This is a genomic window from Flavobacterium sp. T12S277 (assembly GCF_048514875.1).
Classification (GTDB): Bacteria; Bacteroidota; Bacteroidia; order Flavobacteriales; family Flavobacteriaceae; genus Flavobacterium.
In genome coordinates, this window is record NZ_JBLYEG010000002.1 from 368,707 (window position 1) to 381,060 (window position 12,354).

Below are 12,354 nucleotides of genomic sequence, written 5' to 3' on the forward strand. Positions count from 1 at the left end.
CTTTCTGTTCCACGTGAAACATTTATTCACTATCCGAAACACCAAAACCTACTTAATCTTTCATGTGTTCCACGTGAAACACTTTTAATTATTCTTTCTTTCTTTTTGCTTTGTTTCACGTGGAACACATAAAAACAAATTCAATAAAAAGAATTTAAGCTACTGTTCCACGTGAAACATCGCCATTTTTTCATCTTCTTTAGAACGCATTAACTCGGCTTCTGCATCACTCTTGTCTTTGTAACCACAATAATGTAATATACCGTGAGCTAAAACTCGCTTTAATTCTTCTTCAAAAGATACATTAAAATCTTTAGCGTTGTCCTCCACTCTTTCAACAGAAACGAATATATCTCCGTTAAGTTCGTTTCCAACAGTGTAATCAAAACTGATTATATCTGTTAGTGTGTCGTGATCCAGATATTCTACATTTATCTTATGAAGATATTCATCGTCACAAAAAATATAATTTATCTCTCCTTCGTTCTTATTTTCAGAAACGATTACTGCACTTAACCAATCAGAAAAGGCTTGTTCGTTGTCTAAAGTAAATTCGGTTTCGTAATTAAAATTGATCATTTTGTATTAAAATATTCTTGAACCTTTTGATTAAAATTCGAGCGCAAAGGTAGTGATTGTCTGTTTAATATCTCTACACTGTTTAAATATTCCAATAATGAGCTCGGTAATGCATTTGCTCTATTAGAAAATTCAGCTTTATTAGTTTCAGATTGACGCTTCGTGTCTTGCCCCTGCTGCTGAACTGCATTGTTCAATTTTAGCAATTCTTGCTGGATATTAAGAATACGTTGCAAGTTCTCATTCTTAAAACCTTTATTCAAAAGTTGCTTTTCAGAAGCTTTCATTTGATCTATTACCGACTTCCCTTGAGAATCTAATCCTTTTTTTGCTAGTTCTTTTTGCAAAGCTTCACGCAACTTTACTTGCTCTTTATAAATTTCCATGATCGCTTCGGCATCTCCCTCTCCATCATCACCCTCTTTATTTTCATTTCCTTTTCCACCGCTCTTATTTCCCTGACCGCTTTTACCACTTCCATTTTTACTCTGACCGTCTTTACCCTGCCCTTCTTTTCCATCACCACTTTTTCCTTCTCCCGGTTTATCACCAGGTTTCTCTCCCGGTTTATTACCAGACTGCATACCCGCTTTCATCTTATCACCCAAACCTTTTTGCTTTTGAATAATATCCGGTAATTGCATTCCTTGTCCGTCACCTGGTTTTGGTTTTCCCGATCCCGGTTTTGACATAGACATCTGCATGTTGTTTAATAAATCACTTAAAAAATCGGCTAACTTATTAGCAGAAGAAACGGCATACTGCTGATGGGATACTCCTTTCGGAACCTGAACATCGCTTAAACTTTCGATCGCTTTATCAATATTGTACTGTACATTACCTATTTCCTTGGTTACATCTTCTGCCACTTTTGGGTTACGAAGTGACAAAGCAAACAAACTATCATCGACATAACGGAACTGCTGTTTCAAATTTTGCTGTACTTTAATGTTCTTGGTATAAGCAGAAGATCCCAATTTCATCGTTCTAAACTGTTTCATCACATCTTCCTGAGATAAAGAATACGCTAAAAGGTTATCCAGAATCTGACGTAACATGGCAACATCCTCTTCCATTTGCTCCTGTTCTCCACCCTCCATACCGGCATCCATTTGTTCAGCCATGCTTTTCATTTTCTTAGCAGCACTCTTCTGTTTTGGTTTGGCCGAAGATGAATTCTTTTTACCCAACTCCTCAGAAGCTTTTTGCAAATCATTCTTCACATCTTTTTCTTTCGAAGCGTCAGATGGAATATCTAATGGAGCTTTTAATGTTTTATTTTCTTCTTTCAGATCCTTTAAATCTTCCTGAATTTTATCAAAATCTTTATTGATATCTTCCTGCTTATCCTGTGTATTCTCTTTGTCTTTATTTGAAAGTTGCTCTTGTTTGTCTGCAAGTTTGTTCAATTTTTCAGCAACCTGTTCTGCTTTTTTAGACACATAAAAGCGTTTGGTTAATTCTACCAATTGCTCCAAATTACGAGATTGGTTCTTACTGATCTGTTTGAATTTTTCCATTTTATCAAACAAATCTTCACTATTCAACTTATCATTTAGATTCTTCAATTCATCCATTAACTTCTGATTCTTTTCCAAATCCTTCTCTGCATTATCGAGTCTCTTTTGTAAATCTTCAGCTGTTTTGTCTTTTTTATCCGATTGAAATTTCTCTAAATTCTTATTCATTTTTTCTGTAAACTGCTTCATCAATTCGTCTTGTTGCTTCTGACGTTTGATAAAATCATTTACTTTTTGCTGATCTTTAAACTCTAAATTATCTTTTTCTTTTCCTGCTTTCTGAATTTTATCCATTTCAGAAAACTGCTTGGTTTGATTTTTTAAAGACTTCTCTAAACTATTAATGTTTGCATTCTGTTGTTGCAATTCCAAATCATGAATTTCATCCGTAGTTGAAACACGATCTGAGAACACAGAAGACTTTGTACTCTTGAATCCATGAGGCACATCATTATCAAAAACTTCAAAATAGTATTCGTAAGCTACTCCTTCCTGCACTGCCAGATTGCTTGGAAAATTAAAAACAAACTGATCAAATACTCCAGACTTCACTGGTATTGTTCCACGCTTGGCAGTGTTTGGTTTGTTTCGTTCGTAATAAACAACCTGTAATTTAGACAATCCGTAATCATCTCCTAACCTTCCTAAAACATAGTTTTTATCTAACTTTAAACTATCCGGAGCAGGTGCAACATTGATTGTTGGGTGCTGATCTTTGATAACTGATAGCTGATAATCTAATTTTTCGTAGTTTTTGACCTTATTATTTGAGGTAAGAATTTGATATTCTGTATTTTGACTGATGTTTTTAGCCAATTTAAACTCGTTATCTGCCTTATTAAACTTAAAAACTGAGTTTTCGTCCTTCCAAACAATCTCCTGAGTGGATTGTGTTTTCATTTTCCAGGTCACTAAAGTTCCTTCAGGTAAAATTGCATTACCCGTTCCTTGAATAGTTTCTGATTTCCTTTTTAAATAAGATGGGAAATTAAGAACCATTTCGAAGTTAGCAGTTGACGGTACTGTTATAACTTTTAACTCATACTCCTCTGATGAAACTGAATTTCCTTCAAAAGAAAAGGAAACATTTTCTACTGGTTTTTCAATTTTGAATTCGAACTTTCCTGGTTGAGATGATTCCATAAAATAACTTTCATTACCAATATGAATCATCACATTCTCCGGAACTACCTTTCCAACAGATTCCATTTTGATAACGAAATCTTTGTTCTGTTCAGTTTGCAAATTCTGATTCAGAACCACAAACTTAAAAGGTGCCGGTGGCAAAAAGGTAGCATTAAAGTGTACTACTCTATTTAAACTTTGCGAAATAACACTGCTGTTCCCAGAAATATAAAACACCACAAAAAGCAAAACCGGAACGATTGCCAATGGTAAATACTTTTTATTGGTTGTAAAATTGATGGCATTCCCAAAAGGAATTGGCTGTAAAGAATTGGCTTTTTGCTCTATAGAAGCCAACATTAATTCTGAACTTTCAGCCGAACTTTCGGAGGCTGACAACTGCAAAAAATTAGTTAGTTTATCACTTACTTCTGTAAAATGATTTCCAATAATAGCCGAAGCCTGATTGTAATCTATTCCTTTTTGAAGTTTGAACAACTTAAAAACCGGGAATAAAATAAACCGAAACAAAAGAAAAACCTCCACTCCTATAAATAACCAAAACAATACCGTTCTTCCAAATGGTTTTAACCATAGGAAATACTCGATGAAAAGTGTAAAAAGAAAATACAACAATCCGAAACCAATAAAAAGAAGTCCTCCTTTTATCAATTCGTTTGTATAATATTTTTTTATAAATGCTTCTAGCTTTTGGTATATAGCAGATGTTGTTTTCAATGTGAATCTGTTTTATTTATAACCTATAAAAGTACTAATTTTAATGATATAATGATCAATTCGATAATTAGTCAATTGTATTACAAATAAGTCATTATCACAATTAAAGTCATTTTCTAATTATCTAATTAGAGTCGTATCTTTGCATCAAAATTTAAACAAATGTCAAAGCAAGTTCGTGTGCGTTTTGCACCAAGTCCAACAGGACCACTACATATTGGCGGAGTGCGTACTGCCCTATTCAATTATTTATTTGCAAAAAAAAATAATGGTGTTTTTTATTTAAGAATTGAAGATACTGATCAAACCCGTTTTGTTCCCGGTGCAGAAGCTTATATTATGGAAGCACTGGAATGGTTAGGAATTGCTCCTGAAGAAACTGTAGGGAAAAACGAAAAATTTGGTCCGTACAGACAAAGTGATCGTAAGGAATTGTACCAAACTTATGCCAATCAACTGATCAATTCTGGATGGGCATATTACGCATTTGATACTCCGGAAGCTCTTGATGCTTTGAGAAAAGAACAAGAAGCTGAAGGAAAAACATTTATTTACAATCATACTATTCGTGAAAAACTAGATACTTCATTGGTCATTTCTGCTGAAGAAGTTGCTCAAAGAATCGCTAATGGAGAACATTATGTAATTCGTTTTAAAACTCCGGTTGATGAAACTTTACATTTGAAAGATATTATCCGTGGTGATGTAAAATTTGAAACCAGTTTATTGGATGACAAAGTATTGTTTAAAAGTGATGGTATGCCTACTTACCATTTAGCCAATATTGTTGATGATCATTTGATGGAAACTTCACACGTAATTCGTGGTGAGGAATGGTTGCCATCGATGCCCCTTCACGTTTTATTGTACAGAGCTTTTGGTTGGGATGCACCTGAATTTGCACATTTACCTTTGATTTTAAAACCAGTTGGAAACGGTAAATTATCAAAAAGAGATGGTGATAAATTAGGATTTCCTGTATTCCCGTTAGAATGGAAAACAGAAGAAGGCATTTCTTCCGGTTACAGAGAAAAAGGATTTTTCCCGGAAGCAGTTGTAAACTTCCTTGCCTTGTTAGGCTGGAATGACGGAACTGACAAAGAATTATTTTCACTAGAAGAATTGGTTGAAGCTTTTGACTTAAACAGAGTTCATAAATCAGGAGCAAAATTTGATCCTGAGAAAAACAAATGGTTCAATCATCAGTATCTTATCAAACAAAATGATGATGATTTAGCGAAAGACTTCTCTCCTATTCTAACTGAAAAAGGTATTGATGTTTCTAAATTTGATCTGACAAGAATTGTTTCTTCTATAAAAGAACGTGCACACTTCGTATCAGAATTTTGGGATTTAACTGATTTCTTTTTCCAGGCACCAACATCTTATGATGAAAAAGCAAGTAAAAACTGGAAAGAAGAAACACCAGCTTTGATGCAGGAATTAATTTCGGTTCTTGAAAATATAGAAGATTTTACTTCTGCCAATATTGAAACTATCGTAAAAGATTGGTTAACTAAAAATGAAATTGGAATGGGTAAAGTAATGCAGCCTTTCCGTTTGAGTTTGGTTGGTGCTTTGAAAGGCCCTCACCTATTTGATATTGTTGAGATCATTGGAAAAGAAGAAACGATTTCGAGAATTCAAAATACAATTACAGCTTTATAAACAGAATTCTAATTAAATACAAAAACGCTAAGTAACATAAAACAAATGTACTTAGCGTTTTTTTAATGTTTTAAAAATTTAAATTGGAAGAATATTCGTAATTTACAGCATCAAAAACTAAATCAATATCACCATGAACACAGCATTTATTATCATTTTAGTCCTGGCATTCTTTATACTGATGTCCTCTTTTTTTACTGTCAAACAACAATCTTCGGTTATTATAGAAAGATTCGGTAAATTTTTGAGTGTCAGAAATTCAGGTTTGCAATTAAAAATTCCGTTGGTTGATCGCTTGGCGGGACGTGTAAATCTAAAAATTCAACAGTTGGATGTTATCATCGAAACCAAAACGAAAGACAATGTTTTTATCAAAATGAAAGTTTCGGTTCAGTTTAAAGTTATCCAAGAAAAAGTATATGATGCTTTTTATAAACTGGAATATCCACACGATCAGATTACTGCTTATGTATTTGATGTCGTTCGTGCCGAAGTTCCTAAGTTAAAACTGGATGATGTTTTTGAAAGAAAAGATGATATTGCCATTGCGGTAAAAAGAGAATTAAATGAAGCAATGACTACTTATGGTTATGACATTATCAATACGTTGGTTACTGATATTGACCCAGACATTCAAGTAAAAAATGCAATGAACAGAATTAATGCAGCTGACAGAGAAAAAACTGCTGCCGAGTTTGAAGCAGAAAGTTCCAGAATCAGAATTGTTGCTAAAGCAAAAGCCGAAGCCGAAAGTAAACGTTTACAAGGTCAGGGTATTGCAGATCAGCGTCGTGAAATTGCCAGAGGTCTTGTAGAAAGTGTTGAAGTTTTGAACAATGTTGGAATTAATTCTCAGGAAGCCTCTGCCCTAATTGTGGTTACACAGCATTATGATACACTACAAGCGATTGGTGCCGATGCCAACTCCAACTTAATCCTGTTACCAAACTCTCCACAGGCCGGAAGTGATATGCTGAACAATATGGTTGCTTCTTTCACGGCATCTAATCAGGTTGGTGAAATGATGAAGAAAAACAATAAGAAAATTGTAAAACCAAAACCGATCGAACCACAACAATCTGGTTACGAAGATGATATTCAACCGGAAGTAAAATAACTAAATTATACTATATTAAAAAAGAGGCTTATTTGCCTCTTTTTTTCTTTATAAACCAATTGATAATATAGGGTAAAATTGATTGTAAAATTTGTGGATAGGAACTGAAAAAGTATTCTTTATAAGAAGAAAAAACTCCGTTCACTATACTTTGCGGTGTTATAGACTCTTTCGTTTTTTGAAAACTCAATACCATTTTTTGATAATTGATCTCTTTCTCCAGTTTCAGAATTTCTAAATCTCTTTCGATTTCCGCATATGATGAGTATTTTTTTGTCTCCATAATTAATCATTAAAAAATATTTCTGAAAATTTCTCCAAAATTGGTCCTTCTACAAACTTATCTTTTACAAAGAAAAGCAATATCGTAGCCACAAGATACAACCCTCCTACCGTTAGAAATCCCAAAGCATAACTTCCGAACAGATTACTAAAAGCGAAAGCTGCCGCAACAGATCCAAAAAGTAATACCATTCCAACACATAGTAAGATCAAAGTAAATTTAAAAATTAAGGTGGTCGACTTCATTGCAACCTTAAAACCCCAAAGTTTATAGTAGGCCAAATGACTATCGAGATAAATTTTAGCCTGATCCTGAATGTTTTCAGTATTTTCTTTTAATTCTTCAAAAGCCATAATTGTAATTTTAATTAAAAAAAGAAGCACAAAACTCATGATTTAAAAATTGCAATTTGATTATTCTAAAGAATAAAATAACCAAAACAATCAATAAAATCATACTAAGCTTTGTGCTTCCTGGATTATTATTTCTGAAGTTTAGCGTTGTGTGCTTTTAAATCAGCCAGTTTAGCTTCTAAAAAACTAATTACTTCTTCTGTTTTATAACTCATATTTGAAAGCAATTCACCATAGGTTCCATCTAAATTTTCTTTCGCATGTGAAAATTTGTCACGCAATACCTCAGAACTTGCTGAAAGTGAATCTTTCAAATTATGCGCTGCATCATCTAAACCTTCTTTAAGTTTAGCACGGGTTTTAGATCCTTTGTCGGGAGCAAATAAAATTCCAATCGCTGCACCAGCGGCCGCAGCACCTAAAATTGCTGCTACAGTATTTAAGTTCTTTGACATAATATTTCGTTTAAATGATTAATAAAGGTACTCTTTTTTTAATTTATAAAATACTGACTTGAGGTTATTTAATAAAAGTTAACACTAAATTTAATACACATAAGCTACAGCTTCATACTTTCCATCTGCTTTTTCAACAATGCTGACAAACGGATATCCACTTGAAGCTAGCTTTGATTTTACTCTCATTGCAGTTTGATTTTTATTAGCGATTGGCGATTCTCCTTTTGTCTTTGTTGAGACACCCGTGAAATTAGCTACCTGTTTCAAACCAACTGTTTTTTCCTGAGGTAAAACGGTAACCAATTTGTAATCTGATTTAGAATCTACTACCACTTTATCAGATACTTTTTTTGATTCTTTTGTTTGTTTGTTGGTTAACTGTGAAACAGCATACTTGCTAATTTCATGTTCTTCCGAACTTCCGTTGAATGCATAATAAATTAAATCATTTTCCTGTTTGATAAAATTAACATCCAGTTGTTCACCATTGTGTTTTGTAATTTGATGGGTCTGCCCTATTGCAATATTTGCAAATAAAAACGATAGTGTAATAATGATATTTTTCATAAGTAGATAAACTTTAAATTCTTAAATTTTTGCAGTCAAAAAATAAAGATCAAAATTTGAAACTATCAGTAAAAATAATTCTATGTTATTTACCATTATGAAATCACTTTGAAAAAATACTGATACACTGATGTATTATCAAAATCAAGTCACAATAAAAATTTGAATATAAAATAACTGATACGAATTCGTGTTTAGAATTAAAACTAAAATAAAAAATGAGTCATTTTTAAACTTTAGCCCAACTCAATTTCGATTCCCAACTATGATTTCAAATTATCGAAAAAACTTCTTCTATTTGACATTTGCATAAAAATACGAACTTTATAAACAATTGCGTGTTAATAACCCGTTAAACTGAGAAAAATAAGGTCAAAAATTAAAATAAAGACCCAAAATCAACGATTATTCAATAAATGAGTTAGGAGATGGAAGAAATAAAAAAACGTCTTAGAACTAAATTATGAAAGCTGTTTTAAATATAAACAATCTATATATATTTAAAATATAATAGTTTTTACAAATAATAAGTTATATAATCAAAAAATACAATTTTAATAACTAAAATTGATTCTTAAATTTATAGGTTCATGTCTCGAAAAAATCTACAATTGAATCAAAATTTTGGTCTGAATATACAAAACGGATGTATCTCCCAATTTTATAAACAAACTGTTGTTAATAAGGTCAAAACTACGCTAGAATAAAGACCAAAGTTAAAATAAAGCCTCATTTTTAACTATTTTTCAAAAGATGATTAATGAGTCGGGAGAATTAAATTTTTAGCTTAAATCTAATTTATGAAGGTCGTTTTTTAAATAAAACATCTATTATTTTTCAAAAAACAATAGATTATATAAATAATAAATAAAATACTTAGTTTTAAAAATAACAATAACTAAAACTAATAATAAATTTCCCCCTATTCCTTTTCACTGAAAATCTCAAATTGAATTCAAATTTTGGCTCCAATTTTACAAAACTGATCGAATTCTTAGTTTTACAAACAATCTGTTATCGATAAGAGTAAAATCAAACCAAAAAAAAGGTCAAAATTAAAATAAAGCTCGATTTTTAACTGTTTTTCAAAAGATGATTAATGAGTAGGAAGAATTAAATTTTTAGCTTAAATCTAATTTATGAAGGTCGTTTTTAATCTCTAAAAATTATACTTTTTTCAATATCAATAGAAAATCTAAATAATAAAAAAAGCGCTTGTAAAAAGCGCTTTCAATAGATTGTAATTATATTATTTTTTAATCATCTCGGTAAGAATTTCAATTTCTCTCTCCGAAGCATTTTTCGGCGGATTTGAATGTAATTTTAAAATATCTTCCTCAAACTGATTTCTCAAACTGTCATTTTCTAAATCTCTTAAATTTAAAAGTGCTTTAGATCTCACATAAGTAGATTCGCTACGAAGTGACATGGTGTATAATTTTTTAATATCCTCTTCTTCAAAATCAACAGATTTCAGACTTGAATATTTCAAAATAAACTGAGCAAACAACAGTGAACCCTTATTATTGTTGATATTCTTCTTTAAAGAATTTTGCAATAAAGAAAAACTAGAAACATTTTTGATGCTCTCCCCTATTGCACTTTCAATCGCAATACGCTCAGCTTTTGTCTCAACTTTAAAATATTTATTAATATCTTTCAAAGAATTATTGATACTGTTTTCTTCTTTTTTACCCTTTTCTTCCCAGGCATCTTTTAGTCCAACTGTTTTGTTAAACACTAGTTTTGAAGGAGTTGAATCTTTATCAACAGTAAAATAACCCAAGCGTTGAAACTGAAATTTATCTTCATTTTGAGCTGTTGCCAGGCTTGGTTCAACAAATCCTGTGATAGTTTCTAATGAATTTGGATTGACAAAATCTAAGAAATTTTTCTCTTTATAACTGTCCGGAGCTTCGTCTGTAAACAAACGATCGTACATGCGAACTTCAGCTTCAATAGCATGCTGAATAGAAACCCAATGTAAGGTTCCTGATACTTTTCGCTGACTTGCTTCGGTACCGCTTCCGCTTAAAGAATCGGTATCATAAGTTACATGAATTTCAATAATATTTCCATCAGCATCTTTTATAACACTTTCTCCTTTAATGATATAAGCATTTTTAAGACGTACTTCTTTACCTAAAGTCAGACGGAAAAATTTAGCTGGAGCTTCTTCTAAAAAGTCTTCTCTTTCGATATATAATTCTCTTGAAAAAGGTACTTTTCTGAAACCGGCATTCTCATCTTCCTGATTGTTCTCGGCTTCTAACCACTCCTCTTTTCCTTCAGGGTAGTTTGTAATTACCAATTTTACAGGATCTAAAACCGCCATAACACGAGGTGCAATCTTATTTAAATCTTCACGAATACAGAACTCTAAAACAGATACACTAATCAGGTTATCACGTTTTGCAATACCAATTGTATTAGCAAAATTACGCAATGAAGCAGCTGTATAACCACGTCTTCTTAATCCCGAAATAGTTGACATTCTCGGATCATCCCAACCGTTAACATGCTTTTCCTTAACCAGTTGCTGTAATTTTCTTTTACTTACAACCGTATGTGATAGATTACGTCTTGCAAATTCTCTCTGCTTCGGACGTAGTTTATTTTTTTCTAAAATCTGATCTAAAAACCAGTCGTATAAATCACGATGTGGCAAGAATTCAAGTGTACAAAATGAGTGTGAAATGCCTTCTAAATAATCACTTTGTCCGTGAGCCCAATCGTACATTGGATAAATTTTCCAACCATCACCTGTTCTATGATGATGTTTGTGTAAAATTCTGTACATGATAGGATCACGCATAAGCATATTGGTCGATTTCATGTCAATTTTAGCACGAAGTATGTGTGTACCAGCCTCAAATTCACCGTTTTTCATTCTTTCAAACAAATCCAGGTTCTCTTCAACCGAACGGTTTCTGTAAGGACTATCCGTTCCTGTAGTGGATGGAGTTCCTTTTTGAATGGCCATATCTTCTGAAGACTGGCTGTCTACATAGGCTTTATCTTTTTTAATCAATAAAACGGCCCAATCGTATAGTTGCTGAAAATAATCTGAAGCATAACGTTCTTCTGACCAGGTATATCCTAACCACTCCACATCTTTTTTAATAGCATCAACAAACTCCTGCTCTTCTTTCTCCGGATTTGTATCGTCAAAACGTAAATTTACAGGTGACTGATAATCAATTCCCAAACCAAAATTTAATGCAATAGAACTTGCATGTCCAATGTGCAAATAACCGTTTGGTTCTGGTGGAAAACGAAAATGAAGTTTAGTTTTAGAAAGACCTGATTTTAAATCTTCTTCTATGATTTGTTCAATAAAATTGAGTGATTTCTCTTCTGATGCCATTATTTTATAGTAATTTTAGCAAAGATAAAAAAGTTTACAGTTTTCGGTTTACAGTTTACAGTTTTCTTTAGAAACTTATCAGTAAACGTGCAACTTGGAACATAAAACCTGAAACTAAAGTTAAAAATGGGAGTTATAAAATTAAAAAACATTCGTACTTTTTCATACCATGGATGTTTGATTGAAGAAGGAAAAATTGGATCTGATTACACTGTCGATCTAAAAATTAAAACCAATTTACAAAAATCAGCAGAAACAGATCATTTATTAGACACTGTTGATTATGTACATTTGAACAAAATTGTAACCGAAGAAATGGCAATTCGATCTCATTTATTAGAGCATGTTGCCAAAAGAATCAATATTCGTGTACTTTCGGAGATAGAAATGATAGAAAAAACGACCGTTTGGGTTTCTAAAATAAATCCTCCTATTGGTGGTGATGTTGAAACAGTTACTATAAAAATGACGGAAATCAGAAAATAATTTTTTCTTAAAAAGAACTAATTTTTTAAAATAGTTACTTTGAAACTTTTGAATTTTAAAGATTTTAGTTACTTTTGCCATCCGTTCAAGTAA

At 32.2% G+C, this 12,354-nt stretch carries 10 protein-coding genes; 3 read left to right on the forward strand and 7 right to left on the reverse strand.

What is annotated here, in order from left to right; translation table 11 throughout:
* Positions 1 to 159: 159 nt before the first annotated feature.
* Together ybeY and ACN1CN_RS05765 are read right to left on the reverse strand one after the other, a co-directional pair.
* Positions 160 to 579, reverse strand: a complete 420-nt coding sequence (gene ybeY / locus ACN1CN_RS05760; RefSeq protein ID WP_419134964.1) for an rRNA maturation RNase YbeY — start codon at positions 577 to 579, stop codon at positions 160 to 162.
* Entirely contained in the window at positions 576 to 3,962 is a 3,387-nt protein-coding gene (locus ACN1CN_RS05765; RefSeq protein ID WP_419134965.1) for a hypothetical protein, read from the reverse strand. Before ACN1CN_RS05765 ends, ybeY begins: the two co-directional genes overlap by 4 nt.
* A 162-nt stretch (positions 3,963 to 4,124) precedes the next feature.
* Here ACN1CN_RS05765 and gltX point away from each other — a divergent pair, with 162 nt between their 5' ends.
* Positions 4,125 to 5,630 carry a glutamate--tRNA ligase gene (gltX, locus tag ACN1CN_RS05770; protein WP_419134966.1) on the forward strand — a complete coding sequence of 502 codons (1,506 nt, stop codon included), beginning with the start codon at positions 4,125 to 4,127 and terminating at the stop codon, positions 5,628 to 5,630.
* Positions 5,631 to 5,763: 133 nt separating this feature from the next.
* Positions 5,764 to 6,747, forward strand: coding sequence for an SPFH domain-containing protein (locus tag ACN1CN_RS05775; protein ID WP_173964532.1), 984 nt, complete (start codon positions 5,764 to 5,766; stop codon positions 6,745 to 6,747).
* A 28-nt stretch (positions 6,748 to 6,775) separates the two neighbouring features.
* Here the strand turns inward: ACN1CN_RS05775 and ACN1CN_RS05780 are convergent, their stop codons facing one another.
* The 5 genes from ACN1CN_RS05780 to ACN1CN_RS05800 all read right to left on the reverse strand — a co-directional run bounded on the left by ACN1CN_RS05780 (position 6,776) and on the right by ACN1CN_RS05800 (position 11,775).
* Positions 6,776 to 7,030: a DUF6327 family protein gene (locus ACN1CN_RS05780; protein ID WP_419134967.1), complete on the reverse strand. Its 255-nt coding sequence runs from the start codon at positions 7,028 to 7,030 to the stop codon at positions 6,776 to 6,778.
* A 2-nt stretch (positions 7,031 to 7,032) separates the two neighbouring features.
* Positions 7,033 to 7,383 carry a competence protein gene (locus ACN1CN_RS05785; protein WP_264525816.1) on the reverse strand — a complete coding sequence of 117 codons (351 nt, stop codon included), beginning with the start codon at positions 7,381 to 7,383 and terminating at the stop codon, positions 7,033 to 7,035.
* Positions 7,384 to 7,511: 128 nt separating this feature from the next.
* Positions 7,512 to 7,838: a YtxH domain-containing protein gene (locus ACN1CN_RS05790; RefSeq protein ID WP_264525817.1), complete on the reverse strand. Its 327-nt coding sequence runs from the start codon at positions 7,836 to 7,838 to the stop codon at positions 7,512 to 7,514.
* 90 nt (positions 7,839 to 7,928) lie between these two features.
* On the reverse strand, positions 7,929 to 8,408 hold the full coding sequence (locus ACN1CN_RS05795; protein WP_419134968.1) for a hypothetical protein: 480 nt from the start codon (positions 8,406 to 8,408) through the stop codon (positions 7,929 to 7,931).
* A gap of 1,249 nt (positions 8,409 to 9,657) precedes the next feature.
* Positions 9,658 to 11,775 (reverse strand): glutamine--tRNA ligase/YqeY domain fusion protein, encoded by a 2,118-nt coding sequence (locus ACN1CN_RS05800; protein ID WP_419134969.1) that lies wholly within the window; start codon positions 11,773 to 11,775, stop codon positions 9,658 to 9,660.
* Between the two features lie 126 nt (positions 11,776 to 11,901).
* On the opposite strand from ACN1CN_RS05800, the gene folB reads away from it, so the two are divergent.
* Entirely contained in the window at positions 11,902 to 12,261 is a 360-nt protein-coding gene (folB, locus tag ACN1CN_RS05805) for a dihydroneopterin aldolase (protein WP_264525820.1), read from the forward strand.
* Positions 12,262 to 12,354: the final 93 nt, after the last annotated feature.

Coding starts and splice junctions, on each gene's coding strand:
- ybeY (WP_419134964.1), bottom strand. CDS start 579: ATGATCAATTTTAATTACGAAACCGAATTTACTTTAGACAACGAACAA.
- gltX (WP_419134966.1), top strand. CDS start 4,125: ATGTCAAAGCAAGTTCGTGTGCGTTTTGCACCAAGTCCAACAGGACCA.
- ACN1CN_RS05775 (WP_173964532.1), top strand. CDS start 5,764: ATGAACACAGCATTTATTATCATTTTAGTCCTGGCATTCTTTATACTG.
- ACN1CN_RS05780 (WP_419134967.1), bottom strand. CDS start 7,030: ATGGAGACAAAAAAATACTCATCATATGCGGAAATCGAAAGAGATTTA.
- ACN1CN_RS05785 (WP_264525816.1), bottom strand. CDS start 7,383: ATGGCTTTTGAAGAATTAAAAGAAAATACTGAAAACATTCAGGATCAG.
- ACN1CN_RS05790 (WP_264525817.1), bottom strand. CDS start 7,838: ATGTCAAAGAACTTAAATACTGTAGCAGCAATTTTAGGTGCTGCGGCC.
- ACN1CN_RS05795 (WP_419134968.1), bottom strand. CDS start 8,408: ATGAAAAATATCATTATTACACTATCGTTTTTATTTGCAAATATTGCA.
- ACN1CN_RS05800 (WP_419134969.1), bottom strand. CDS start 11,775: ATGGCATCAGAAGAGAAATCACTCAATTTTATTGAACAAATCATAGAA.
- folB (WP_264525820.1), top strand. CDS start 11,902: ATGGGAGTTATAAAATTAAAAAACATTCGTACTTTTTCATACCATGGA.